This window comes from Streptomyces sp. NPDC051211 (assembly GCF_040689505.1).
GTDB lineage: Bacteria > Actinomycetota > Actinomycetes > Streptomycetales > Streptomycetaceae > Streptomyces.
Genome location: NZ_JBFBAV010000041.1, coordinates 16,574 through 41,583, shown reverse-complemented (window position 1 = coordinate 41,583; position 25,010 = coordinate 16,574). Strand labels below are relative to the sequence as shown.

General features: G+C 72.1%; 19 protein-coding genes. 7 read left to right on the top strand and 12 right to left on the bottom strand.

From position 1 onward, the window contains the following. Positions 1-191: 191 nt before the first annotated feature. Positions 192-737, bottom strand: a complete 546-nt coding sequence (locus tag AB0447_RS29395; RefSeq protein ID WP_366479859.1) for a GNAT family N-acetyltransferase — start codon at positions 735-737, stop codon at positions 192-194. Positions 738-814: 77 nt separating this feature from the next. Here AB0447_RS29395 and AB0447_RS29390 point away from each other — a divergent pair, with 77 nt between their 5' ends. Then, positions 815-1,516, top strand: coding sequence for a nitroreductase family protein (locus AB0447_RS29390; protein WP_366479858.1), 702 nt, complete (start codon positions 815-817; stop codon positions 1,514-1,516). A 77-nt stretch (positions 1,517-1,593) separates the two neighbouring features. Here the strand turns inward: AB0447_RS29390 and pruA are convergent, their stop codons facing one another. Next, positions 1,594-3,225: an L-glutamate gamma-semialdehyde dehydrogenase gene (pruA, locus tag AB0447_RS29385; protein ID WP_366479857.1), complete on the bottom strand. Its 1,632-nt coding sequence runs from the start codon at positions 3,223-3,225 to the stop codon at positions 1,594-1,596. Positions 3,226-3,246: 21 nt separating this feature from the next. Next, complete coding sequence (locus AB0447_RS29380; RefSeq protein ID WP_366479856.1) at positions 3,247-4,173, bottom strand: proline dehydrogenase family protein; 927 nt, start codon at positions 4,171-4,173, stop codon at positions 3,247-3,249. Positions 4,174-4,327: 154 nt separating this feature from the next. Here AB0447_RS29380 and AB0447_RS29375 point away from each other — a divergent pair, with 154 nt between their 5' ends. After that, a complete protein-coding gene (locus AB0447_RS29375; RefSeq protein ID WP_366479855.1) occupies positions 4,328-5,674 on the top strand; it encodes a helix-turn-helix domain-containing protein in 1,347 nt (448 codons plus the stop codon). Between the two features lie 63 nt (positions 5,675-5,737). On the opposite strand, the gene AB0447_RS29370 is transcribed toward AB0447_RS29375, so the two are convergent. Then, positions 5,738-6,118, bottom strand: coding sequence for a DUF6463 family protein (locus tag AB0447_RS29370; protein ID WP_366479854.1), 381 nt, complete (start codon positions 6,116-6,118; stop codon positions 5,738-5,740). A gap of 78 nt (positions 6,119-6,196) precedes the next feature. Between AB0447_RS29370 and AB0447_RS29365 the strand changes: the two genes are divergently transcribed. Continuing rightward, positions 6,197-6,799, top strand: a complete 603-nt coding sequence (locus tag AB0447_RS29365; protein ID WP_366479853.1) for a TetR family transcriptional regulator — start codon at positions 6,197-6,199, stop codon at positions 6,797-6,799. Here AB0447_RS29365 and AB0447_RS29360 read toward each other — a convergent pair. Continuing rightward, positions 6,747-7,379 (bottom strand): TetR/AcrR family transcriptional regulator, encoded by a 633-nt coding sequence (locus tag AB0447_RS29360; RefSeq protein ID WP_366479852.1) that lies wholly within the window; start codon positions 7,377-7,379, stop codon positions 6,747-6,749. The genes AB0447_RS29365 and AB0447_RS29360 overlap by 53 nt on opposite strands. Before the next feature lie 90 nt (positions 7,380-7,469). Between AB0447_RS29360 and AB0447_RS29355 the strand changes: the two genes are divergently transcribed. After that, positions 7,470-9,017, top strand: coding sequence for an MFS transporter (locus tag AB0447_RS29355; RefSeq protein WP_366479851.1), 1,548 nt, complete (start codon positions 7,470-7,472; stop codon positions 9,015-9,017). Between the two features lie 109 nt (positions 9,018-9,126). Here AB0447_RS29355 and serA read toward each other — a convergent pair whose 3' ends face one another. The 6 genes from serA to AB0447_RS29325 form a co-directional block, all read right to left on the bottom strand. Further along, the gene (gene serA / locus AB0447_RS29350) at positions 9,127-10,719 is read right to left on the bottom strand and encodes a phosphoglycerate dehydrogenase (protein WP_366479850.1); all 1,593 of its coding nucleotides are present in this window, start codon (positions 10,717-10,719) and stop codon (positions 9,127-9,129) included. A 284-nt stretch (positions 10,720-11,003) separates the two neighbouring features. Then, a complete protein-coding gene (gene ilvC / locus AB0447_RS29345; protein WP_366479849.1) occupies positions 11,004-12,005 on the bottom strand; it encodes a ketol-acid reductoisomerase in 1,002 nt (333 codons plus the stop codon). 157 nt (positions 12,006-12,162) lie between these two features. After that, on the bottom strand, positions 12,163-12,687 hold the full coding sequence (gene ilvN, locus AB0447_RS29340) for an acetolactate synthase small subunit (RefSeq protein WP_366479848.1): 525 nt from the start codon (positions 12,685-12,687) through the stop codon (positions 12,163-12,165). A gap of 32 nt (positions 12,688-12,719) precedes the next feature. Beyond that, complete coding sequence (locus AB0447_RS29335) at positions 12,720-14,600, bottom strand: acetolactate synthase large subunit (protein WP_366479847.1); 1,881 nt, start codon at positions 14,598-14,600, stop codon at positions 12,720-12,722. Positions 14,601-14,819: 219 nt separating this feature from the next. Next, positions 14,820-17,681: an EAL domain-containing protein gene (locus AB0447_RS29330; protein ID WP_366479846.1), complete on the bottom strand. Its 2,862-nt coding sequence runs from the start codon at positions 17,679-17,681 to the stop codon at positions 14,820-14,822. 423 nt (positions 17,682-18,104) lie between these two features. Further along, a complete protein-coding gene (locus AB0447_RS29325; protein ID WP_366479845.1) occupies positions 18,105-19,052 on the bottom strand; it encodes a 2-hydroxyacid dehydrogenase in 948 nt (315 codons plus the stop codon). Between the two features lie 74 nt (positions 19,053-19,126). On the opposite strand from AB0447_RS29325, the gene AB0447_RS29320 reads away from it, so the two are divergent. The 3 genes from AB0447_RS29320 (at position 19,127) to AB0447_RS29310 (ending at position 21,956) form a co-directional block, all read left to right on the top strand. After that, complete coding sequence (locus tag AB0447_RS29320; RefSeq protein ID WP_366479844.1) at positions 19,127-20,134, top strand: aldo/keto reductase; 1,008 nt, start codon at positions 19,127-19,129, stop codon at positions 20,132-20,134. A 426-nt stretch (positions 20,135-20,560) separates the two neighbouring features. After that, a complete protein-coding gene (locus AB0447_RS29315; RefSeq protein ID WP_366479843.1) occupies positions 20,561-21,742 on the top strand; it encodes a PQQ-dependent sugar dehydrogenase in 1,182 nt (393 codons plus the stop codon). Positions 21,743-21,785: 43 nt separating this feature from the next. Then, complete coding sequence (locus AB0447_RS29310; RefSeq protein ID WP_366479880.1) at positions 21,786-21,956, top strand: DUF6191 domain-containing protein; 171 nt, start codon at positions 21,786-21,788, stop codon at positions 21,954-21,956. Here the strand turns inward: AB0447_RS29310 and AB0447_RS29305 are convergent. Further along, on the bottom strand, positions 21,919-24,984 hold the full coding sequence (locus tag AB0447_RS29305; RefSeq protein WP_366479879.1) for an AAA family ATPase: 3,066 nt from the start codon (positions 24,982-24,984) through the stop codon (positions 21,919-21,921). The genes AB0447_RS29310 and AB0447_RS29305 overlap by 38 nt on opposite strands. Positions 24,985-25,010: the final 26 nt, after the last annotated feature.

Sequence of the window (25,010 nt, the reverse complement as noted above, 5' to 3'; positions counted from 1 at the left end):
GCGGGGGAAGCGCGACAGGTGTCCGCCGGCCAACGGGGGAAGACAGTGGCCCGGCCTCCCGCCAGGAGGCCGGGCCACTGAGACCGAATCGGAGGGCACGGGGGAACGGGGGAACGGACCCTCCGAGCAGGGCCGTGAGGTCCGGACGGCATCCCGCCGCCCGGACCTCACGTCTTTCGGCGCAGGAGCCCCTAGAGCACGTCCCCGTTGCGCCAGTCGAACCACAGCGGCTCGGCGGGGTCGGGTACGGCCATGCCGTCGGGCACCCACAGATAGGCGTCCCCTTCCTCCTCGGGCAGCCGTACGGGCCCCTGCGGCCCCAGCGTCCCGATCCGGCCGCCCCACACGGCCCAGCCCCGGCTGCGGTACAGCAGCTCCCCGTCGTCCGAGGCGGACAGCGCCCCGAGCACGTAGGCCCTCGCGATCACGTCCTCCAGCGCGGCCATGACCCGGCCGCCGTGGCCCTGCCGCCGCCGGTCGCCCCGTACGGCCACGGCCTCGACGTACCCGGTCCGCAACGCCCGCCCCCGGTGGACGATCCGCCGCTGCACGACACTGCCGTGCGCGACGAGCTCGCCGCCCTCGTAGAGCAGGGCGTGCATCCCGCCGAGCCCGTGCTCGAAGTCCTCGTCGGAGAAATCCCCGTCGAAGGCCGCATCGAGCAGCGCCCGGACCTCCTTCAGCGTGTCGGGGCCCAGCTGCGAGGTGTGGGCCAGGTGCGTTCGCGTATCGGTCATCGAAACAGTGTCCCTCCGCCGGGAATCGGCCGGTGGGTATCTGGTCAGGTCCAGACCTGTTGGGCAGACTCGGCGCCATGTCGACCACCACCCCGCAGTGGACGCCCACCCACGGCGATCCCTACCGTCCCGTCGCCTACCGTCCCGCCCGGATGCCCACCGCCGAATCCCTCGCCCGGGCCGCCGAGTTGCGGGAGCGGATGGACGGGCGGCGTACCGTGCGGCACTTCTCCGGCGACCCGGTGCCCGAGCAGGCGGTCCGGGACGCGATCGCGTGTGCCGCGACCGCACCGTCCGGGGCGCATCAGCAGCCGTGGACCTTCGTACTGGTCAAGGATCCGGGGGTGCGCGCGCAGATCCGGGCGGCGGCCGAGCAGGAGGAGGAGATCTCCTACGACGGGCGGCTCGGTGACGAGTGGCTCGCCGCCCTGCGGCCCCTGGGCACGGACGCGGTGAAGACGCACCTCACCGATGCGCCCGCGCTGATCGTGGTCTTCCAGCAGCGGTACTGGCTGGGCCCGGACGGCACCAAGCGCAAGCACTACTACGTGGACGAGTCGGTCGGCATCGCGGTCGGCATGCTGCTGTCCGCCCTGCACCTGTCCGGACTCGCCGCCCTGGTCCACACCCCGAGCCCGATGCGGTTCCTCGGCCACGTCCTGAACCGCCCGGAGAACGAGAAGGCCTTCGCCGTGATCCCGGTGGGCTACCCGGCGGAGGACTGCCAGGTGCCCGACCTGGTCCGGAAGTCCCTCGACCAGGTCCTCGTCGAGTTCTGAGGGCGCAGAAATGGAAACCGCCCCCGCTCCGGAATTGGGGGTACCGGGGCGGGGGCGGGGTTCACAGGGGGCCGGGATCAGCCCATGTGGGGGTAGCCGTACTCGGTCGGCGGGACCAGGGTCTCCTTGATGGAGCGGGTCGAGGTCCAGCGGAGCAGGTTCGACGCGGCACCGGCCTTGTCGTTGGTGCCGGAGGCGCGGCCGCCGCCGAAGGGCTGCTGGCCGACGACGGCGCCGGTCGACTTGTCGTTGATGTAGAAGTTGCCCGCGGCGAAGCGGAGCTTCTCCATCGCGTCCGCGGCCGCGTAGCGGTCGGCGGCGATGACCGAGCCGGTCAGGGCGTAGGCGGACACCGATTCCATCTGGGCCAGCATCGCGTCGAAGTCGGCGTCCTCGTAGACGTACACGGCGAGGATCGGGCCGAAGTACTCGGTCGTGAAGACCTCGTTCTCCGGGTCGGTGCACTGGATGACGGTCGGGCGGACGAAGTAGCCCTCCGAGTCGTCGTACGTGCCGCCGGCGACGATGGTGCAGGTCGGGTCGGCCTTCGCGCGGTCGATCGCGGCCTTGTTCTTCGCGAAGGAGCGCTCGTCGATGACCGCGCCGATGAAGTTCGTCAGGTCGGTGACGGGGCCCATGGTGATGCCGTCGACCTCGGCCGCGAACTGCTCCTTGAAGCCGTCGTTCCAGATGGAGGCCGGAACGTAGGCGCGGGAGGAGGCCGAGCACTTCTGGCCCTGGAACTCGAAGGAGCCGCGGGTCAGGGCGGTCTTGAGGATCGCGCGGTCCGCGGACGGGTGCGCGACGACGAAGTCCTTGCCGCCGGTCTCGCCGACCAGGCGCGGGTAGGACTTGTACTTCTCGATGTTGTTGCCGACGGTCTTCCACAGGTACTGGAAGGTCTTCGTCGAGCCGGTGAAGTGGATGCCGGCCAGCTCCGGGTGCTCCAGGGCGACCTCGGAGACCGCGATGCCGTCGCCGGTCACCAGGTTGATGACGCCCTTGGGGAGGCCCGCCTCTTCGAGGAGCTCCATGAGCAGGACCGCGGCGTGGGTCTGCGTCGGGGACGGCTTCCACACGACCACGTTGCCCATCAGGGCCGGGGCGGTCGGCAGGTTGCCCGCGATGGCCGTGAAGTTGAACGGCGTGATCGCGTAGACGAAGCCCTCCAGCGGGCGGTGGTCGCTGCGGTTCCACACGCCGGCGGAGTTCGCGATCGGCTGCTCGGCCAGGATCTGCCGGGCGAAGTGCACGTTGAAGCGCCAGAAGTCGACGAGCTCGCACGGGGTGTCGATCTCGGCCTGCTGCGCGGTCTTCGACTGGCCCAGCATGGTGGAGGCGGCCAGCTTCTCGCGCCACGGGCCGGCCAGCAGCTCGGCGGCGCGCAGGATGATCGCGGCGCGGTCGTCGAAGGAGGTCGCGCGCCAGGCCGGGGCGGCGGCCAGGGCCGCGTTGATCGCGTCCCGGGCGTCGTCCTGGGTGGCGTTGGCGTAGGTGCCGAGGACCGACTTGTGGTCGTGCGGCTGGACGACGTCGAAGCGCTCGCCGCCGCCCATCCGCTTGACGCCACCGATGGTCATCGGGAGGTCGACGGGGTTCTCGGCCAGCTGCTTGAGCTGGGCCTCCAGCCGGGCGCGCTCCGGGCTGCCGGGGGCGTACGACTGGACCGGCTCGTTGACCGGCGCGGGGACCTGGGTCACAGCGTCCATGGGTCTGGTAACTCCTTAGACCTAGTTCTTGGTGATCATCGAGCGGACGAAGAAGAGCAGGTTGGCCGGCTTCTCCGCCAGGCGGCGCATGAAGTATCCGTACCAGTCCGTCCCGTACGCCGTGTAGACGCGCATGCGGTGGCCCTCGGCGGCCAGCCGCAGGTGCTCCTCGCTGCGGATGCCGTACAGCATCTGGAATTCGTACTCATCCAGTTTGCGCCCGGCCTTGCGGGCGAGCTCCTGGGTGATGGCGATCAGGCGCGGGTCGTGGGACCCGATCATCGGGTATCCGCGGCCCTCCATCAGGATCTTCAGGATCCGGACGTAGGCCTTGTCGATCTCCGCCTTGTCCTGGTACGCGACCTCGGCGGGCTCCTTGTAGGCGCCCTTGACGATCCGGACCCGGCTGCCGGCGGCGGCCAGGCGGTGGGCGTCGGCCTCGGTGCGGAAGAGGTAGGCCTGGATGACGCATCCGGTCTGCGGGAAGTCCTTCCGCAGCTCCTCGTGGATGGCGAACATCGAGTCGAGGGTGGTGTGGTCCTCGGCGTCCAGGGTGACGGTGGTGCCGATGGCGGCGGCGGCCTCGACGACCGGGCGGACGTTGGCGAGGGCCAGCTCGTGGCCGCCTTCCAGCGCCTGGCCGAACATGGACAGCTTGACCGACATCTCGGCCTTGGTGCCCAGGCCCAGGTCCTTCAGGCGCTCGATGAGCTCCAGGTAGGCGTCGCGGGCGGCGTGGGACTGCTCCACGGTGGTGATGTCCTCGCCCACCACGTCGAGCGTGACCTCGAGGCCCTTGTCCGTGAGGTCGCTGACGATCGGAATCACCTGGTCGACCGTCTCACCGGGGATGAACCGGTTCACCACGGGCTTGGTCACCGGGGCGGCAGAGACGATTCGGCGCATCTTGTCGCTGCGCGAAGCGGCGAGGATCGCGGGACCCAGCACGGGGCACCTCCAACGGGTGGCAGAAAGCTAAGTAAAACCACCGTGAAACCTAAGGATCGATTTGATCCTCTGCCATCGACAGCTGTCACGCATCCGTGGCCCCGATCTCATACATATGTCTGAGGAGCGCCGATCAGGGTGGGAGAATGTGGCCGTGAAGGGCGATTACCAGGACCTGGTGGACGAGATCTCGGCGCTGCTGGGCGCCCCGGCGACGCTGGAGAACCGGGACTTCCGCCTGATCGCCTTCGGCGCCCACGACAGCGACGACGACCTGGCGATGGACCCGGTCCGCACCCGGTCGATCCTCACCCGGCAGTCCACGGCAGCCGTGCGGTCCTGGTTCGAGGGCTTCGGGATCGCGCGGGCGACCGGGCCGGTCCGGATCCCGGCGGCCCCGGAGGCGGGGGTGAACCGGGGGCGGATCTGCCTGCCGGTGCGGTACCGCGGGATCGTGCACGGGTACGTGTGGCTGCTCGACGCCGAGCCCGGCCCGGACCCGGCGCAGCTGGCCGCCGCGATGGAGGTGGCCGAGCGGATCGGGGTGCTGCTGGCCGAGGAGGCGAAGGCCGGGGCGGACCTGTCCCGGGAGTTCCGGGCGGTGCTGACCGCGGGGCGCGGCTGGCAGCGGGACATGGCGGTCGGTGCGCTGAGGGCGGCCCTGGGGCCGGGCTCGGACGGGCTGCACGCGCTGGTGTGCGTGGCCCCCTGGACCGGGGAGATCCCGGGGTCCGTACCGGGCGCTGCGGCGGTGTGCGCGGCCCCCTTGCGGGCGGCCGAGGCAGGGGCCTGGAGCGGCGACGGGTCCGGGGACGGGTCCGGCGATGCCCTGCCGGGCGGCGCGGGCGGAGGCGCGGGCGGGAGCGGGGACCGCGCGGCCGGCGGCCAGGCGCTGGCGGTGCTGGTCCGGCTGCGTTCGGCGGACGTCCTCGCCCCGGCGGTGAACGCGGCCACCCGGCTGCTGCCCCGGGCGGGCGGGCCCACCGGATCCACCGTGCCCGCCGGATCAGCCGGGTCCGCCGGATCCGCGGCATCCACCGCAACCGCGACGTCCACCGCAGCGATCGCGTCCGCCGGTACGCCGGCCCGCGCGGCCGGAGTCGGCGAGCCCGTCCGGGGTTTCGCCGGGCTGCCCGAGGCCTGGTCGCAGGCGACGGCCGCGGCACGCGCCGCCCTGGCACAGCCCCGGCTCGGCCCGGTGGCCGAGTGGGCGCGCATCGGCCCGTACCGGATGCTGGCGGCACTGTCCGCGGACCCGGCCCACGACCCCGCGACGCGCGCCCTGCTCAGTCCGGCCAATCCGGAACTGGCCCGCACGGCCGAGGTGTTCCTGGACTGCGCCGGCCAGGCGGGCCGGGCGGCCGCCGCGCTGGGCATCCACCGGCAGACGCTCTACTACCGGCTCTCCCGGGTGGAGCAGCTGACCGGACTCGACCTGGACGAGGGCGAGGACCGGCTCCTGCTGCACATGGCCCTGAAGGCGGCCCGGCTGCGCGGCTGAGGGCGGGCGAACCGCTCGTCGGCAGGGTCACCGTAACGAAGCGTCATGAAGCGACGTGAAGCCTCATGAAGTGACGGGCTGCGGCCGCTCACCGCCGCCCCGCCGGGCCGCGATCAGGGCGAGCACCCCCAGCACGATCAGTGCGGGCGCTCCGGAAAGCGGGTTGAGCACCATCAGCGGCACGCCGATGGCGAGCAGGTACCAGCCCAGCTGGGCGGGCAGCCGGCCGGTGTCGCGGACGATGCGCCCGCTCAGGGTGCCCAGGGCGACGAGGCCGAATCCGGCGAGGAAGAACCACATCTCGAGCTCGCGCCGCGCGTCCCCGGTGGCGGCGTTCCAGAACCCGTCGCGAGCCAGGTCGCCGAAGGTGCGGTTGCCGATCAGGGCCACTGCGAAGTGCAGTACGGCCAGCCAGGTCACCAGTCGGGGGATCCATCGAATCACGGTCAACCACCTCGGTCCTCAAGGCCCTTGGGCTTCCATACACCCTTGTACGGAGTCACCGTACAGTACTGTACGGACATGGCAAGGAGGCAGCTCACACCCCAGGACTGGTCGATCGCGGCGCTGCGGGCGATGGCGCGCGGCGGAGTCGCCGCCGTTTCGGTCAACGCGCTCGCGGGCGAGCTGGCGGCGACCCGCGGCAGCTTCTACTGGCACTTCAAGGACCGGGACGCGCTGCTGACGGCCGCGCTGGAGATGTGGGAGCAGGACGACACCCACGCCCTGATCCGGGAGCTGGGCGACATCGCCGACCCCCGGCAGCGGCTGACGGCCCTGCTCGCCGCCGCGCTGGGGCAGGAGGGCATCAGCGGCCTGGAGCCGGCGATCGTGGCCCACGCCGATCACCCCGCGGTCGCCCCGGTCCTGCGCCGGGTCACCGAGCGTCGGATCGGCTATCTCACCGACCTCTACGCCGACTTGGGCCTGGAGGCCGCCGCGGCCCGCCGGCAGGCGGTCGTCGCGTACGCCGCCTACCTCGGGTGGGTCGAGCTGCGCCGGTCGGCCGGCGACCTCGTCCCGGAGGTCGCGGCCACCGGTCCCGCGGCCGAAGCCGCGCTGGACCACCTCCTCACTCAATTGGCCGGGCCGGCCGGGGGTCAGGAGTCGCCGGCGCCGGCGTAGAACGGCTCTGGCCGCGCAGCGCGGTCTCGGCCGCCCGGCGCATTCCCTCGGTGAACTCCTCGGGGGTGGCGGCCGATTCGGGATCGAAGATCCACTGGATCATCAGGCCGTTCAGCAGGGCCTGGTAGAAGGCGCCGAGCGTGCGCACATCGCGCTCGTCGAGCTGGTCCTCCGGGGTGCCGGTCATCATGGAGATCAGCCCGCGCCGGCCCTCGGCCTGCGAGGCGGCGAGCATCGCGCGCAGGTCCGGAACCCGGTCCCGGCTCAGGGCGACCTCCAGGCTGGCGGCCCAGACGGGGCCGGTCGCCTCGTGCTGGGCCAGCACGTTCTCCCACACCCCGCGGAAGCGTTCGAGCGAGCCGTCCTCCCCCTTCGCGCCGGAGGCGAAGGCCTCCCCCCACTCCTCCATGACCGCGATGAAGGCCTGGGTGAGCAGGGCGTCCTTGGACCCGTAGTGGTAGCCGATGGAGGCCAGGTTGGCGCCCGAGGCGTTGACGATGTCGCGCGCGGTGGTCCGCACGAAACCCTTCTCGACCAGGCACTTCTTCGCGCCTTCGAGCAGATCTTCCTTGTGTCCCATGGAAGGGACTGTATCAAGACAAGCGTCCTATACGAATGTTCTATACAGATGTTCTAGACGAATGTTTATGACGCTTGTACATTGCTCCTCATGACGAACCCGCCGAACCTGCCGACCCCCGCAGCACCCCGCGCCGGCCGCCGCGAATGGATCGCCTTCACGGTCCTCCTGCTGCCCCTGCTCCTGGTCTCGATGGACGTCTCCGTCCTCTACTTCGCCATCCCGGCCATCACCCGGGAGCTCGACCCCAGCGCCACCCAGCAGCTGTGGATCTTCGACAGCTACGCGTTCGCCCTCGCCGGCCTGCTGATCACCATGGGCTCGCTCGGCGACCGGATCGGCCGGCGCAAGCTGCTCCTGACCGGCGCCGCCGCCTTCGGAATCGCCTCGGCCGCCGCCGCCTACGCCCCCAGCGCCGAAATGCTCATCGCGGCCCGCGTGCTGCTCGGCATCGGCGGGGCCACCCTGATGCCCTCCACCCTGGCCCTGGTCCGGAACCTCTTCCAGGACGACGCCCAGCGCACCCGGGCCATCGCCATCTGGTCCGGCGCCATGGCGGGCGGCATCGCCCTCGGCTCCGTGATGAGCGGTGTGATCCTCGAGTACTTCTGGTGGGGCTCGGTCTTCCTCGTCAACGTGCCCGCGATGCTGCTGCTGTTTGTCCTGGCGCCGGGACTGGTCCCCGAGTTCAAGGACCCGGCCCCGGGCCGCTTCGACCTGATCGGCGTGCCGCTGTCCATGGGTGCCGTGCTGCCGGTGGTGTACGGGCTCAAGGAGATCGCCGCGGAGGGCGTCGAGGCCCGCTACCTGGGCTGCCTCGCCGTCGGACTGGCCGTCGGGTACGCGTTCGTCCGCCGTCAGCGCTCCCGCGAGGACGCCATGATCAGCCCGGCGCTGTTCCGGGGCCGCGGATTCGGCGCCGGCATCGTCCTCAACACCATCGCCGCCTTCGCCATGATGGGCTCGGCCTACTTCTCCACCCAGTACCTGCAGTCGGTGCTCGGCATGGGCACCCTGGAGGCCGCCCTGTGGAGCCTCGCCCCGTCCCTGGCCGTGGGCGCCGCCGCCCCGCTCGCCGCCACCCTCGGCCGGCGGCTCGGCAAGGGCCCGGTCATCGCCGGCGGGTTCGTCACCGGCGCCGCCGGATTCGCACTGTTCGGGCTGGTCGGCACCGACTCGCTGTGGCTGCTGCTGGCCGGCTGCGCGGTCCTCGCCTGCGGCATCGTCGCCGTGATGTCCCTGGTCTCCGACATGGCGCTGGCCTCCGCCCCCGCCGAGAAGGCCGGCTCGGCCGCCTCTCTGCTGGAGACCGGCCAGGAGTTCGGCGGCGCCCTGGGCATGGCCCTGCTCGGCAGCCTCGGCACCGCCGTCTACCGCAGCGAGCTGGCCGGGGCCGAGCCCGCCGCCCGGGAGACCCTGGGCGGGGCCGCGGCCACCGCCCGGCAGCTGGGCGGGGAGGCGGGCGCCACGCTGCTGGCCGCCGCCCGCGAAGCCTTCGTGCACGGGATGCACTACGCCGCCTGGGGGGCCGCCGCGCTGCTGCTGGCCGCCGCCGCGCCCGCGGTGGTGCTGCTCCGGCCGAGCGGTCGCTCCGCGCAGGCCGAAGCGGTGGCCGAGCCGGTGGCCGCCGCGCACTGAGCGACGTACGAAAGGGCCCGGGGGAAATCCCCGGGCCCTTCGCGTATGCCTGCGGACGCGGCCGGTCAGCCGGCCGGTCTGCCAGTCAGCCGATCGGCCGATCGGCCGGTCAGTCGGCCAGGTTGACCGAGCGGGCGGACACCGCGCCGATCTCCTCGGCGATCTCCGCCAGGACGGCCGGCGGCAGCGAGTCGTCCACGGTCAGGACGGCGAGCGCCTCACCGTGCTCCTCGGCGCGCGCGACCTGCATGCCCGCGATGTTCAGACCGGCCTCGCCGAGGATCCGGCCGACGGTGCCGACGACACCCGGACGGTCCTGGTAGCCGAGCACCACCATGTGGTCGGCGAGCGCCAGGTCCACGTCGTACTCGCCGATGCCGACGATCTTCTGCAGGTGCTTGGGGCCCGCCAGGGTGCCGGAGACCGACACCTCCTGACCGTCCGACAGGGTGCCGCGCACGGTCACCACGTTGCGGTGGTCCGGGGACTCCGAGCTGGTGGTCAGGCGCACCTCGACGCCGCGCTCCTGCGCGAACAGCGGGGCGTTGACGTAGGAGACCGTCTCGTCGACGACGTCCTCGAACACACCCTTGAGGGCGGAGAGTTCCAGCACCTTGACGTCGTGCTGGGTGATCTCGCCGCAGACCTCGACGTCGAGACGGACCGCGACCTCGCCCGCGAGGGCGGTGAAGATCCGGCCGAGCTTCTCGGCGAGCGGCAGGCCCGGGCGAACGTCCTCGGCGATGACCCCGCCCTGGACGTTGACCGCGTCCGGCACCAGCTCGCCGGCGAGCGCGAGGCGCACCGACTTGGCGACGGAGATGCCGGCCTTCTCCTGGGCCTCGTCGGTGGAGGCGCCGAGGTGCGGGGTGCAGACGACCTGGTCGAGCTCGAACAGCGGGGAGTCCGTGCAGGGCTCCTTCGCGTAGACGTCCAGGCCGGCGCCGGCGACCCGGCCCTCCTTGATGGCCGAGTACAGCGCGGCCTCGTCGACGATGCCGCCGCGGGCGGCGTTGACGATGCGGACGGTCGGCTTGACCTTGTGCAGGGCCTCGTTGCCGATGAGACCGAGGGTCTCCGGGGTCTTGGGCAGGTGCACGGTGATGAAGTCGGCGACCTCGAGGAGCTCGTCCAGCGTCAGCATCTTGACGCCCATCTGGGCGGCGCGCGCGGGCTGTACGTAGGGGTCGTACGCGACGACCTTCATGCCGAAGGCGGACATCCGCTGGGCGACCAGGACGCCGATCCGGCCGAGGCCGACGACACCGAGGGTCTTCTCGCTGAGCTCGACGCCCGTGTACTTGTTCCGCTTCCACTCGCCGTTCTTCAGGGCGGTGTTGGCCTGCGGGATGTTGCGGGCGGTGGCGACGAGCAGGCCGCAGGCGAGCTCGGCGGCGGTGACGATGTTGGAGGTGGGCGCGTTGACGACCATCACGCCGGCCTTGGTGGCGGCGGACACGTCCACGTTGTCCAGACCGACGCCGGCGCGGGCGACGACCTTCAGCTTCTTCGCGGCGGCGATGGCCTCGGCGTCCACCTTGGTGGCGGAGCGGACCAGGATGGCGTCGACGTCGACGATGGCGGGCAGCAGCTCCGCGCGGTCGGCGCCGTTGCAGTGCCGGATCTCGAAGTCGGGCCCGAGCGCGTCCACCGTGGCGGGCGACAGCTCTTCGGCGATGAGTACGACAGGTTTCGAGCTCACGTGGGTCCTCACAAGTCCAGTGCGGACGGCCGTCCCGACGGCCGCAGGCGATGGAGGGGGTAGCCGCGTGGAAGACGCACGACACTGTGGGCCTGACGCGTATGTGTTGAGCAGTGTAGTGGCGGAACCGGACCGGTTTTCCGCCTGTCCGGAAGGATCACCCGTCCGGGGTTGGCCGGGGTGGACAACCGGGGTGGCCGAAATGGACAAGCGGCGGTGGCGGAGCGGACGGCGGGGCCGGGACGCACGCGTCCCGGCCCCGCCGTGGGAGGGCTGTCCGAGGACTACTTCTCCTCGCTGTCCACCCAGCTCATCAGCTTGCGCAGCTTCTTGCCGGTGGTCTCGAGCAGGTGCTCCTCATCGGCCTTCTTGTACTCGTTGTACTTGGGCAGACCGGCCTTGTACTCGGCCATCCAGGTGTTGGCGAACTCGCCGCTCTGGATCTCGGCGAGGACCTTCTTCATCTCGGCCTTGGTGGCGTCGGTGATGACGCGCGGGCCGGTGATGTAGTCGCCCCACTCGGCGGTCTCGGAGACCGACCAGCGCATCTTCTCCAGGCCGCCCTCGTACATCAGGTCGACGATGAGCTTCAGCTCGTGGAGGCACTCGAAGTAGGCGATCTCCGGCTGGTAGCCGGCCTCGGTCAGGACCTCGAAGCCCGCCTTGACGAGCGCGGAGGCGCCACCGCAGAGAACGGCCTGCTCACCGAACAGGTCGGTCTCGGTCTCCTCGGTGAAGGTGGTCTTGATGACGCCGGCGCGGGTGCCGCCGATGCCGGCCGCGTAGGAGAGCGCGAGCTGGAAGGCGCTGCCGGTGAAGTCCTGCTCGACGGCGGCGATGCACGGAACGCCGCGGCCCTCCTCGTACTGGCGGCGGACCAGGTGGCCCGGGCCCTTCGGCGCGACCAGGGCGACGTCCACGTTGGCCGGGGGCTTGATGAAGCCGTACCGGACGTTGAAGCCGTGGCCGAAGAAGAGCGCGTCGCCCTCCTTGAGGTTGTCCTTGATGGACTCCTCGTAGATCTCGGCCTGCAGCGGGTCCGGGGTGAGGATCATGATGACGTCGGCCCAGGCGGCGGCCTCCGACACGGAGACGACCTTCAGGCCCTGCTCCTCGGCCTTGGCCTTGGACTTCGAGCCCTCCTTGAGACCGACGACGACGTCGACGCCGGAGTCACGGAGCGACAGCGCGTGGGCGTGGCCCTGGCTGCCGTAGCCGATGACCGCGACCTTGCGGCCCTGGATGATGGACAGGTCGGCGTCGTTCTCGTAGAACAGCTCGGCCACTGGGATATCTCCTTGGTGCGCTGGTGTTGCTCCCACCGTACGGCGGGGAACGGAATCTGAGTTTGCCGGTCTCGCGATGCGAGCGGGCGACGGCGCCGCCGTCGGGCGGCGCCGTGCCGGTCGGGCTGGATCGGGTGCTGCGGGTCGGGCGCTGCGGTCAGGCGCTGCGGTCGAGCGCGCGCAGGCTGCGGTCCGTGATGGACCGGCCGCCGCGCCCTATGGCGATCGTGCCGGACTGCACGAGCTCCTTGATGCCGAAGGGCTCCAGCATCTTGAGCATCGCGCCCAGCTTGTCGGCCCCGCCGGTGGCTTCGATGGTGACGGCCTCCGGGGAGACGTCGACCGTCTTGGCGCGGAACAGCTGGACGATCTCGACGATCTGGCTGCGGGTCTCGTTGTCGGCGCGGACCTTCACCAGCACGAGCTCGCGCTCGATCGCGGCGCCGGGCTCCAGCTCGACGATCTTGAGGACGTTGACCAGCTTGTTGAGCTGCTTGGTCACCTGCTCCAGCGGAAGGTCCTCGACATTGACCACGATGGTGATGCGGGAGATGTCGGGGTGCTCGGTGACGCCGACCGCGAGGGAGTCGATGTTGAACCCGCGGCGGGAGAAGAGGGCGGCGATCCGGGCGAGGATGCCGGGCGTGTTCTCGACCAGGACCGAGAGCGTGTGCTTGGACATGTGAGTCGTTCTCTCTCTCAGGCTCTCGCGGCTCAGTCGTCTTCGCTGTCGCCGAAGTCGGGACGGACGCCCCGGGCTGCCATGACCTCGTCGTTGGAGGTGCCGGCGGCGACCATCGGCCAGACCATGGCGTCCTCGTGGACGATGAAGTCGACGACCACCGTACGGTCGTTGATCGCGTTGGCCTCGGCGATGACCTTGTCCAGGTCGGCCGGGTCCTCGCAGCGCAGCGCCACACAGCCCATGGCCTCGGACAGCTTGACGAAGTCCGGGACGCGGGTGCCCTGGCGGGGGGCGGCGGACTCGCCGAGCTGGGAGCCGACCGTGTCGTGGCCGGTCTCGTCGGCGTGCAGGACGGTGTTGGAGTACCGCTGGTTGTAGAACAGGGTCTGCCACTGGCGGACCATGCCCAGCGCACCGTTGTTGATGATCGCGACCTTGATCGGGATGTTGTTCAGTGCGCAGGTGACCAGTTCCTGATTGGTCATCTGGAAGCAGCCGTCGCCGTCGATCGCCCAGACCGTGCGCTCCGGCATGCCGACCTTGGCGCCCATCGCGGCGGGGACCGCGTAGCCCATGGTTCCGGCGCCGCCGGAGTTCAGCCAGGTGCGGGGCTCCTCGTAGTTGACGAAGTGCGAGGCCCACATCTGGTGCTGGCCGACGCCGGCCGCGTAGATCGTGCCCTGCGGGGCGAGCTCGCCGATGCGCTGGATGACCTGCTGCGGGGAGAGGCTGCCGTCCTCGGGCAGGTCGTAGCCCAGGGGGTAGGTGTCCCGCCAGCGGTTGAGGTCCTTCCACCAGGCGGTGTAGTCGCCGGTGTTGCCCTCGGTGATCTCGGCCTGGACGGCCTGGATCAGGTCGGCGATGACCTCGCGGGCGTCGCCGACGATCGGGACGTCCACGGCGCGGTTCTTGCCGATCTCGGCCGGGTCGATGTCCGCGTGGATGACCTTCGCGAAGGGGGCGAAGCTGTCCAGCTTGCCGGTGACGCGGTCGTCGAAGCGGGTGCCGAGGGCGATCAGCAGGTCCGACTTCTGCAGGGCGGTGACGGCGGTGACCGCACCGTGCATGCCGGGCATGCCGACGTGCAGCGGGTGGCTGTCGGGGAAGGAGCCGAGCGCCATCAGGGTGGTGGCGACCGGGACGCCGGTCAGCTCGGCCAGGACCTTCAGCTCGGCGGTCGCGCCGGCCTTCATGACGCCGCCGCCGACGTAGAGGACGGGGCGCTTGGCCGCGGCGATCAGCTTGGCCGCCTCGCGGATCTGCTTGGCGTGCGGCTTGGTGACCGGCCGGTAGCCCGGGAGGTCCTGGGAGGGCGGCCAGCTGAAGGTGGTCCGCGCCTGGAGGGCGTCCTTGGCGATGTCGACGAGGACCGGGCCGGGACGGCCGGTGGAGGCGATGTGGAACGCCTCGGCGATCGTCCGCGGGATGTCCTCGGCCTTGGTGACCAGGAAGTTGTGCTTGGTGATCGGCATGGTGATGCCGACGATGTCCGCCTCCTGGAAGGCGTCGGTGCCGATCGCCTTGGAGGAGACCTGGCCGGTGATCGCGACCAGCGGGACGGAGTCCATGTGGGCGTCGGCGATCGGGGTGACCAGGTTGGTGGCGCCCGGTCCGGAGGTGGCCATGCAGACGCCGACCTTGCCGGTGGCCTGCGCGTAGCCGGTGGCGGCGTGGCCGGCCCCCTGCTCGTGGCGGACCAGGATGTGACGGACCTTCTTCGAGTCCATCATCGGGTCGTACGCGGGGAGGATGGCGCCGCCCGGAATTCCGAAGACGGTGTCGCACCCCACCTCTTCGAGAGAACGGATGAGGGACTGCGCACCCGTGACGTGCTCAACTGCGGCGGTCTGGTGTCCGCCGGAACGGGCCCGCGGCTGCGGATGGTGGGCCCCGGAGGCCTGCTCGGTCATCGGCAATCTCTTCTCGAAGCTGAGGGTTTTACGAGTGAATCGGCTCGTGCGCCGTGTGCCAGTGCAACAAAAAACCCCTCGTGCCGGGAGGCAAGCGAGGGGAGCGCGTCGGGTGCGTGCAGCGGGGACATGCTGGTCCCAGCCTTAGCCGACGCGCTTTCCAAGTACGAGAATTCGGGTGCGCATGGCACAGACCCTCCCTCTGCCGGGAGGTCGGTGTCAAGTGGGTGGGACGGGCGTCTCATTATGTGAGCCCCTCTGGATGACCAAAGAGCCCCCGAGGGAACCGCCGGCCAAGGCAGGCTGGGCTGCCCCGCCCGGTACTGGAAACGTACTCCTGACCAGCGCACGGCGCAGCCGGTATTCGTCAAGAGGTCCGGAGAAGGCCATGCCCTGGCCGTGGGTGCAGCCCATGGCGCGGAGGGCCAGCAGCTGCTCGGGCAGGTCCACCCCGTCGGCCACGGACTGCATGCCCAGATCGTTTGCAATGCGCAACAATCCGGCCGTGATCTTGTGCAGTCTGGCCGATTCCACGACCCCCTCGACGAGGCCGCGGTCCAGCTTGAGCACGTCCACCGGGAGGCGGCGCAGGGCGCTGATGGCCGCGTAGCCGCTGCCGAAGCCGTCCAGGGCGATGCGTACGCCGAGCCGGCGCAGGGCCGTCAGGCGGCGCTCCAGCTCGTCGAAGGGCACTCTGGGGTCGCTGTCGGCCAGCTCCAGCACGAGGGCCCCGGTGGGGAGGCCGTGGCGGGTCAGCAGGGCCTCCACCGAGGCCGGCGGGACGGCCCGGTCCAGCAGCCGCCGGGCGCTCATCCGGACCGCCACCGGGACGTCGTGTCCGGCCCGGTGCCGCTCGGCCGCCTGCTCCACCGCTTCCTCCAGCAGCCAGCGGCCCAGTTCGGCGGCGCGGGAGGCGTCCGGCCCGCCCTCCTGGGATTCGGCCACCCGGAGGAATTCGGCGGGGGTGAAGAGGATGCCCTGGGTGGAGCGCCAGCGGGCCTGGGCGGCGACGGAGGCGATCTCGCCGGTGGCCAGGGAGACCACGGGCTGGTGCAGCAGGGCGAACTCGCCGTCGTGCAGCGCGGTGCGCAGCCGGCCCGCGAGCTCGGCCTTGCGGACCACCTCGGCCTGCATCTGGGGGGCGTACAGCTCGACCCGGTCCTTGCCTCCGGCCTTGGCCCGGTACATCGCGAGGTCCGCGTTGCGCATCAGGTCCGAAGGGGTGATGCCGGGGTCGGCGAAGGCCACGCCGATGCTGGCGGCGACCCGGACCTCGCTGCCGGCGATCCGGTAGGGCCGGGAGAGGGTGGCGCGCAGCCGCTCGGCGATCTCGTGGGCCTGGTACTCGCGGGCGGCCCGGTCGCGGGCGCCGTCGCCGAGGATGAGGGCGGCGAACTCGTCGCCGCCGAGGCGGGCGGCGGTGTCTCCGGAGCGGACCGAGTCCTGGAGCCGGCGGGCCGCCTCGATGAGGAGCTCGTCGCCCGCCTGATGGCCGATGGTGTCGTTGACCGCCTTGAAGCCGTCCAGGTCGATGAAGAGCACGGCGCTGCCGTGGTCGCCGGCCCGGCGGCCGGCCAGGGCCTGGCGGACGCGGCGGGTGAACAGGGCCCGGTTGGGCAGGTCGGTCAGCGGGTCGTGCTCGGCGCTGTGCTGGAGCTGGGCCTGGAGGCGGACCCGTTCGGTGACGTCGCGGCTGTTGAGGATGAGCCCGCCCTGGTGGCGGTTGACGGTGGATTCCACGTTGAGCCACTCGCCGCTGCCGGATTCGAAGCGGCATTCGATGCGGGTGGTGGGCTCCTCGGCGGGCGGGGCGGCGAGGAAGCGGCGGACCTCGTGGACCACGCGGCCGAGGTCGTCGGGGTGGATCAGCTGGGAGAGCTGGGTGCCGACGAGCTCCTCGGCCTCGCGGCCGTACACCCCGGCGGCGGCCGGGCTGACGTACCGCAGCACTCCGCTGGGCGCGGCGATCATGATGACATCGCTGGAACCCTGGACCAGGGAGCGGAAGTGGTTCTCCTTCTGGGCCAGTTCCTGGGTGAGCGCGATGTTGTCGACGAGCATGATGCCCTGGCGGACGACGAGGGCGAGGACCACCGTGCAGCCGGTGAAGACGACCACGCGGTCGACCTTCCGGCCGTCCACCACGTTGTAGAGGATCCCCAGGGTGCAGACGGCTGCCGCGAGGTAGGGGGTGAGGGCGGGCAGGGAGCCGGTGATCGGGCGGCTGACCTGGCGGGCGGCGTACGGGTGGACGGCCGCGGCGGGGCCGGGCGGCGTGCTCCGGGCACCCCAGGGGGCGTACGCGAGGAGCAGCGAGCCGGCGAACCAGCCGGCGTCGAGCAGCTGGCCGGACTGGTAGTTCTCGCGGAGCAGCGGCGAGGTGAACAGGGCGTCGCTGAGCACGGTCAGGGCGAGGGCGGCGATGGCGGTGTTGATGGCGGAGCGGTTGCCGGCGGAGCGGCGGAAGTGCAGGACCAGGACCATCGAGACCAGCGCGATGTCCAGCAGCGGGTAGGCCAGTGAGAGGGCGGCGCGCGGGACGCTGCCGGGGGCTCCGGACTGGGCGGTCTGCGCGGCGTGCGCGAGGGCGAGGCTCCAGGACAGGGTGATCAGGGAGCCGCCGATGAGCCAGGAGTCGAGGCCGAGGCAGACCCAGCCGGCCCGGGTGACGGGCCGTTTGGCGAGCACGAGCAGGCCGACGATGGCGGGCGGGGCGAAGCAGAGGAAGGCGAAGTCGGCGACGGAGGGGCTGGGCACCGGCTTGCCGAGGACCACCTCGTACCAGCCCCAGACGGCGTTGCCGGCGGCGCCCATGAGGGAGGAGAACGCGAACAGCAGCCAGGCGGGGCGTTCCCGGCTGTCGTTGGTGCGCGCGTACCGGTAACAGGACACCGCGGCGAGTAAGGCGGCGGCGCTGAGCCCGAAGTCACCCATGAACAGGGCGAGTTCCTCGGAGCCCCAGCCGAGGGTGGCGCCCACCGCGTAGCCGCCGCTGACCAGGGCGAGGAGGAGTTGCGACAGCAGGCTGCGGCCTCCCCCGGTGACCGGCGACTGGGCCAGGATCGCGCCGGGGGAACTCACCGGGCCTCCTCGGCCGCCGGCTCCGCTGGTCGCGCCGTTGGATCTGCCGGGTGTGCCGTCGGTTCTGTAGGCCGTGCCGTTGGTTCTGTAGGCCGTGCCGCCGGGGCCGACGGTTCTGCCGCCGGGGCCGACGGCTCTGCCGGCTCTGCGGTCCTTGCCCGGGTGGCTGGTTTCGGCGCACCCAAGCGTCGCTTCCGGCGGCTCTGCCGCGTCGGATCCTTCGTCCATTGGCCGTGCATCGCCCGTCGCCCCCCAAACTGTCCGATCACTCCCCAGCGCCAGACGTTCGTGGCGCAGCCCCTTGTTCCGGACGATACACCACTTTCGTCACTCAGCGACAGGGCTCCTCTACGCTCCGTCACCAGTAGGAGAGTTGTGCACACGGAACGCACGCGAATGGTTGCGGAGCGTGCACAACCGGCCTCATTCAGTGATCAACACCGTGTTCTCGACGGGTTCTCCCGCGGCGAACCGGGTGAGCTGGCGGGCCAGCAGCCGCTTCGCCCGCGGCTCGAACGCGGAGCTGCTGCCACCGACATGGGGCGTGATCAGGACATGGGGAGCATGCCAGAGGGGGTGGCCCGCGGGCAGCGGTTCGGGGTCGGTCACGTCGAGCGCCGCGCACAGCCGCCCGCCGTCCAGCTCGGCCAGCAGCGCCTTGGTGTCGACGACCGGTCCGCGGGAGACGTTCACGAGCAGCGCGCCGTCCTTCATCCGGGCCAGGAAGGCGGCGCCCGCGAGCCCCCGGGTGTCCTCGGTGAGCGGGGTGGAGAGGATCACCACGTCGGCCTCGGGCAGCAGGGCGGGCAGCTCGGTGAAGGCGTGGACGGGGCCGCGCCCGGTGGTGCGGGCGGAGCGCGCGACGCGCGTGATCCCCGCACATTCGAAGGGGGCGAGCCGGTCCTCGATGGCGGCGCCGATGGCTCCGTAGCCGACGATCAGTACGGACTTGTCGGCGAGGGCCTCGTAGAAGCCGCCGCGCCACTCCTCGCGGTCCTGGCCGCGGACCATGCCGGGGATGCCGCGCAGGGAGGCGAGCACCAGGGTGAGGGCGAGCTCGGCGGTGCTGGCCTCGTGGACCCCGCGGGCGTTGCAGAGGCGGACGCCCGGCCGAAGGTCGGAGAGCCCGCCGAGTACGTGGTCGATGCCGGCAGTGAGGGTCTGGACGATCCGGAGGCGGGGCATCAGGGCCAGCGGACGGACGGTGACCGCCGGGGACTTCATGTAGGGGGTGACGTAGAAGACGCAGGCGGCCGGGTCGGCGGGGAACTCGTCCTCGCCGTCCCAGTGCCGGTAGCGGAAGGAGTCGGGCAGTCCGGCGATCTCTTCGGCGGGGAAGGGCAGCCAGACCTCTGAGGTGGTGGAAGACATGATCAGGAGGCTATGCGAAGCGTTCGAGATCAAGACGTTAGTTTGGGGTGCGGCAAAGGGAGGGGGACCCGGGCGTGGAGCGCAGGTCAATCGGGGCGTCGGCGCTGACGGTGGGCGCGATCGGACTCGGCTGCATGCCGATGAGCTGGGCGTACGCGGCCTCGCGGCGGGACGGGCCGCAGTCGCTGGCCGCGGTGCACGCGGCGCTCGACCTGGGGGCGAACCTGCTCGACACGGCCGACATGTACGGGCCGTTCACCAACGAGCTGTTGCTGGGCCGGGTGCTGCGGGAGCGGCGGGCCGAGGCCTTCGTGTGCACCAAGGCGGGGCTGCGGGTGGGCGATCAGCACGTGGTGGCGAACGGCCGGCCCGGGTACATACGCCGGGCCTGTGACGCCTCGCTGCGGCGGCTCCAGACGGACGTGATCGACCTGTACCAGCTGCACCGGGTGGACCCCGAGGTTCCGGTGGAGGAGACGTGGGGGGCGATGGCGGAGCTGGTGGCCGCCGGGAAGGTACGGGCGCTGGGTTTCAGCGCGGTCGGGGCGGGCGCGGGGCCGGGGGCCGGGCGGCGCGGGGACCGGTCGTACGCGGTGACGATCGGGCAGCTGGAGCGGGCCCAGCAGGTGTTTCCGGTGAGCGCTGTACAGGCTGAGCTGTCGGTGTGGTCGCCGGAGGCGGCCTGGCGGCTGCTGCCGTGGTGCGCGGCGCGCGGGGTGGGGTTCCTGGCGGCGATGCCGCTGGGCAGCGGCTTCTTGACCGGGACGCTGACGCCGGGGCAGGGCTTCGAGGCCGATGACGCGCGGGCCCGGCATCCGCGGTTCACGGCGGAGGCGATGGCGGCGAACCAGGTGCTGGTGGCGGGGCTGCGGCGGGTGGCCGGGCGGCACGGGAGCGGGGTCACCGCGGGGCAGGTGGCGTTGGCGTGGGTGCTGGCGCAGGGGCCGCACGTGGTGCCGGTTCCGGGGGCCGAGCGGGCGGCTTGGGCGGTGGAGAACGCGCGGGCGGCGGAGGTGCTGCTGACGGCGGCGGATCTGGCGGAGATCGCGGCACTGCCGGTGGCGGTGGGAGCCTGGGACTAGCGTGTCCCGCCGACCCTATTCGGCACCCCGCGCCGGCTCCGGCCCACCGCTGTGTGGGCAATCGTGCCGCAGGGCGGCACGGGTGGGCACACGGCACGACGGCCCGCACCGGCCGCGCAGCGTTGCACCCCGCACCGCAGCGGGACCCGGGCTGCGGAACCCGGGGCCGTGTGAGGTGGCCCGGGCTGGGCGGGGTACGGGCCGCGGGGCCGTGGCCCGGGCTGAGGGGGGTACGGGCCGCGGGGCGGCGGTGTCCCGGTGTGCCCACCCGTCCCGCCCTGCGGGACGATTGCCCACACCGGGGCGGGGTGCCCGGCCCGCCCCGTGCCGCGGGACGATTGCCCACACCGGGGCGGGGTGCCCCGTGCCGCGGGACGATTGGCTACACCGGGGCCGGACGGGTCGGCGGAACGGAAGGGAGCCGGGATGCGGAACGGAACGAGGCGCGGCGCGGTGGTTGCCGCGGTGCTCGCGGGGTGCGGAGCGTTGCTGGTGGCGGGGTGTTCGGCGGAGCCCGTCGGCGGGCCGGCGGCCCGGACCTCCTCGCCGACGGGGACGGCTTCGGGCGGGCCGCCCGCCTCCCCCACGGCCTCCGGGCCGCCGGCACCCCCCGCCAAGGGCTCGGTCACGGTGTCCGGTGAGGTGGCCAAGGGACTGGAGTCTCCGTGGGGCGTGGCCCTGCTGCCGGACGGTGACCTGCTGGTGGCCTCCCGCGACAAGGGGACGATCAGCCGGGTCGAGGTGAGCACCGGGAAGTCGGCCGTGATCGGCGAGGTGCCGGGGGTGGCCCCGGGGGGCGAGGGCGGGCTGCTGGGCCTGGCGTTGTCCCCCTCGTACGCCTCGGACCGGATGGTCTATGCGTACTTCACCACGGAGTCCGACAATCGGATCGCCCGGCTCCGGTATGACGATCAGAGACCGCCGGGGCAGCAACTGGGCGCGCCGGACACGGTGTTCCGAGGGATCCCGAAGGGGTTCGTGCACAACGGCGGGCGGATCGCGTTCGGCCCGGACAAGATGCTGTACGTGGGGACGGGCGAGACCGGGGAGACCGGGCTCGCGCAGGACCGGAAGTCGCTGGGCGGCAAGATCCTGCGGATGACCCCGGACGGGGAGCCGGTGCACGGCAATCCGGAGGCCGATTCGGTCGTCTACTCGTACGGGCACCGCAATGTGCAGGGCCTGGCCTGGGACCGGGACAGGCGGCTGTGGGCGGCGGAGTTCGGGCAGAACACCTGGGACGAGCTCAACCTGATCGAGCCCGGCGGCAATTACGGCTGGCCGGAGGCCGAGGGCAAGGCGGGCAAGGCGGGCTTCAAGGACCCGGTGGCCCAGTGGAAGACCGACGAGGCCTCGCCGAGCGGGATCGCCTGGGCGGCCGGCTCGGTGTGGATGGCCGGTCTGAAGGGCGAGCGGCTGTGGCGGATCCCGTTGGCCGGGGCGACGCCGGTGGCCGAGCCGGAGGCCTTCCTCAACGGGCGGTACGGCCGGCTGCGGACCGTGGTGGCGCTGGGCGGGGACCGGCTGCTCCTGGTCACGAGCGAGACCGACAGGCGGGGGTCGCCGGAGGCGGGCGACGACCGGATCCTAACCCTGACCGTGCGGTGATCAGCCGGCCCCGACGGGGCCGGAAGGGGGACGCGTGTTCAACATGATCGAGCAGTTGTTCAGCCCGGGACGCAGGCACACGCAGGAGGAGAAGAAGCGGCTGGAGCTGTCCCGGGTCGACGTGAACGACGGCGGCCCGGGACGGGGTCCGATAGACCTCGACTCCGGCGCGGTGGTCATGCGCGTCCCGGCGCGGCCTCCGCGGGAGGACTGACCGGGGCGAACAGCCGGAGGCGGTGGGCGAGCGCGGCGGCCTCGCCGCGGCCCGCGACGCCCAGTTTGGCCAGGATGTTCGAGACGTGGACGCTGGCCGTCTTCGGCGAGATGAAGAGTTCCTCGGCGATCTGACGGTTGCTGAGACCGGCCGCGACCCGGCGGAGTACGTCCCGTTCCCGGCTGGTCAGGCCCAGCGTCTCCACCGGGTCGGTGCCGGGGGCGGGCTGCGGGGCCGGGTCCTCGGGGGCGGTGAGCGGGAGCCGGGCGCGCTGGGCGAGCAGGGCCAGGTCCTCGCGGAGCCGGCGGGCGCCGAGGCGTTCGGCGTCGGCGCATGCCGCGCGGAGCAGGTCGGCGGCCCGGTCCCGGTCGCCGCCGCCCGCCAGCAGTGCCTCGCCGAGCCGGTGGCGGGCCCGGGCCAGCAGGTACGGGCGCTCCAGCGGGCGGGTCGCCTGCTCGACGGCGGTCCAGTCGGCGACGGAGTCCCGGCCTTCGGCGCGCAGGAGTTCGGCCCGTACGTACTCGGCGTGGGCGGCCCAGACCGGGGCCGGGGTGGCCAGTTCGCGGGCGGCGCCGCGGATCAGGCCCACGGCGGCCTCGCGGCCGGCGTCCGCGGCGGGGAAGCCGCGGGCGTCCGCCTCGGCGGAGGCCGCGGCCAGCAGCAGCGGCCAGGCGTAGCGGTGGTGGGCGAGCGGGAATCCGTGGCCGACGGCTTCGGCGAATTCGGCGCGGACGTCGGCCAGCCGGCCTTCCCCCACGGCCAGGCCGACGGCCAGGCGGTAGAGCGGGATGCGGTGCTGGGGCTGGCTGTCGTGGGTGCCGAAGTGCTCGTGGGCGGCGGCGAGCCGGGTGGCCGCCTCGGTCAGTTCACCGCGGGCCAGGGCGAGATAGGCCAGGCGCGCGGAGGCCGAGCCGCGGGGTGCCGCGCTCTGGCCGACGTGCAGGGCGCGCCGGGCGGCTTCGGCGGCCTCCTCCCAGCGGCCGAGGCTGTAGAGGCTCTCGGCCATGTTTCCGCAGAGCCATGCCTCGGTGTCCAGCAGCCGGGCCTTGCCGACGATCTGCACGCCCTGCTGTGCCAGTTCCACGGCTTCCCGGGAGCGGCCCCAGGCTTCCAGTTGGGAGGTGAGGTTGATGTAGGCGCGTCCGGCGAGCATCGGGACGCCGCGTGCGGCGGCCCGTTCGATGACGGAGCGCATCTCGGCGAACCCCTGCTCGGGGTCGCCGGAGTCGGTGCGCAGGCAGCCGACGGTGATCCGGGCGTTGAGTTCGGTGTCCTCGGCGCCGACCATGCGCGCGTATTCGGCGGCGCGTTCCGCGGCCGCCAGGTTGTCGGGGCCGGGGTTGTGCAGCATGCCCCATCCGGCGGCCTTGACGAGTACTTCGGCGTGCACCTGGGACGGGGGCAGCCCGCGGACGAGGTCCTGGGCGATGCCCAGTTCCTTCCAGCCGTCGCCGCGGGCGAGGCTGGCGACCAGGCTGGAGCGCTCGGTCCAGAACCAGGCGGCGCGCAGCAGGTCCGTGTCGTCGGAGGCGTCCTCGAGCGTGCGGAGCGCGACCTTGGTGAGCTTCAGGGCGCGTTCCCGTTCGCCGCCGAACCGGGCCGCGACGGTGGCCTCGGCCAGCAGGTCGAGGCGTTGCAGCGGGGTGGTCGCGGGGTCGCAGCCGCACGGCGGGTACACCTCGGTGTAGTCCGCGGGGCGCAGCGATTCGCGGATCTCGTCCGGGGCGCTGTCCCACAGGTCCAGGGCGCGTTCCAGCAGGCGCAGTTGCTCGGAGTAGGCGTGCCGGCGGCGGGCGGCCACCGAGGCTTCCAGGGCGGCGGGCAGTGCCTTGGCCGGGTCGTTGGCGTAGTACCAGTAGCTGGCCAGCCGGATGATCCGCTCCTCGGCGCGGACCAGGGTGCCGTCGGCCTCCAGGGCTTCGGCGTAGCGGCGGTTGACGCGGGAGCGTTCGCCGGGCAGGAGGTCGTCGCTGACGGCCTCGCGGACGAGTGAGTGGCGGAAGCGGTAGCCGTCGCCGTCGGTGGTGGCGAGCAGGATGTTGGCGCCGACGGCGGCCCGCAGGGCCTCGATGAGTTCGTCCTCGGTGAGCTGGGAGACCGCGCGGAGCAGCGGGTATTCGATGGTGGAGCCGCCTTCGGCGACGATCCGCACGACCCCCTGGGCGGCCTCGGGGAGCACCTCGACGCGGACGAGCAGCAGGTCGCGGAGGGATTCGGTGAGGCCGGCCCGGCAGCCGCTCTCCTGGGAGGCGACGAGTTCCTCGACGAAGAAGGCGTTGCCGTCGGAGCGGTCGAAGACGGTGTCGACGAAGGACTCGTCGGGCTCGGAGGCGAGGATGCCGGCGAGCTGGCGGCGGACTTCGGCGCGGTTGAAGCGGGAGAGTTCGACGCGCTGGACGGTGCGCAGGCGGTCGAGTTCGGCGAGGAGCGGGCGCAGCGGGTGGCGGCGGTGGACGTCGTCGGCCCGGTAGGTGGCGAGGACGACGAGGCGGCCGCTGGTGAGGGTGCGGAAGAGGTAGGCCAGCAGGTGCCGGGTGGAGGTGTCGGCCCAGTGCAGGTCTTCGAGGACGAGGACGACGGTGCGGTCGGCGGCGAGGCGTTCCAGCAGCCTGGCCGTCAGTTCGAACAGGCGGTGGGTGCTTTCCTCGTCGTGCGGGCCGCGGGGGGTGTCGCCGAGTTCGGGGAGGATCCGGGCGAGCTCGTCCTCCTGGCCGGCGGCCGCGGCGGCGAATTCTTCGGGGAGCCGGCGGCGCAGGGTGCGCAGGGCCGTGGAGAAGGGGGCGAAGGGAAGTCCCTCCGCCCCTATCTCCACACAGCCTCCGACGGCCACGACGGCGCCGTGCCGGGTGGCCTCGCCCAGGAACTCCTCGGTGAGGCGGGTCTTCCCGACCCCCGCCTCGCCGGCTATGAGCAGCGCCTGCGGCTCCGGGCCTGCGGCCCGGGTCAGTGCATCGGTGAGTACGGCCAGTTCGTCGGCACGGCCGACGAACACCGGGCTGACAGATCTGGTCTCCACGCCGCCGAGCATCGCACAGGCCTCCTGCTCCGCGGCAC

What these genes read in the sequence shown, in the direction of transcription:
- AB0447_RS29315 (WP_366479843.1), top strand. Translation starts at nt 20,561, where the DNA reads ATGCGGAACGGAACGAGGCGCGGCGCGGTGGTTGCCGCGGTGCTCGCG.
- AB0447_RS29325 (WP_366479845.1), bottom strand. Translation starts at nt 19,052, where the DNA reads ATGTCTTCCACCACCTCAGAGGTCTGGCTGCCCTTCCCCGCCGAAGAG.
- AB0447_RS29395 (WP_366479859.1), bottom strand. Translation starts at nt 737, where the DNA reads ATGACCGATACGCGAACGCACCTGGCCCACACCTCGCAGCTGGGCCCC.
- AB0447_RS29305 (WP_366479879.1), bottom strand. Translation starts at nt 24,984, where the DNA reads ATGCTCGGCGGCGTGGAGACCAGATCTGTCAGCCCGGTGTTCGTCGGC.
- AB0447_RS29355 (WP_366479851.1), top strand. Translation starts at nt 7,470, where the DNA reads ATGACGAACCCGCCGAACCTGCCGACCCCCGCAGCACCCCGCGCCGGC.
- AB0447_RS29360 (WP_366479852.1), bottom strand. Translation starts at nt 7,379, where the DNA reads ATGGGACACAAGGAAGATCTGCTCGAAGGCGCGAAGAAGTGCCTGGTC.
- pruA (WP_366479857.1), bottom strand. Translation starts at nt 3,225, where the DNA reads ATGGACGCTGTGACCCAGGTCCCCGCGCCGGTCAACGAGCCGGTCCAG.
- ilvN (WP_366479848.1), bottom strand. Translation starts at nt 12,687, where the DNA reads ATGTCCAAGCACACGCTCTCGGTCCTGGTCGAGAACACGCCCGGCATC.
- AB0447_RS29365 (WP_366479853.1), top strand. Translation starts at nt 6,197, where the DNA reads ATGGCAAGGAGGCAGCTCACACCCCAGGACTGGTCGATCGCGGCGCTG.
- AB0447_RS29390 (WP_366479858.1), top strand. Translation starts at nt 815, where the DNA reads ATGTCGACCACCACCCCGCAGTGGACGCCCACCCACGGCGATCCCTAC.
- AB0447_RS29335 (WP_366479847.1), bottom strand. Translation starts at nt 14,600, where the DNA reads ATGACCGAGCAGGCCTCCGGGGCCCACCATCCGCAGCCGCGGGCCCGT.
- AB0447_RS29310 (WP_366479880.1), top strand. Translation starts at nt 21,786, where the DNA reads ATGATCGAGCAGTTGTTCAGCCCGGGACGCAGGCACACGCAGGAGGAG.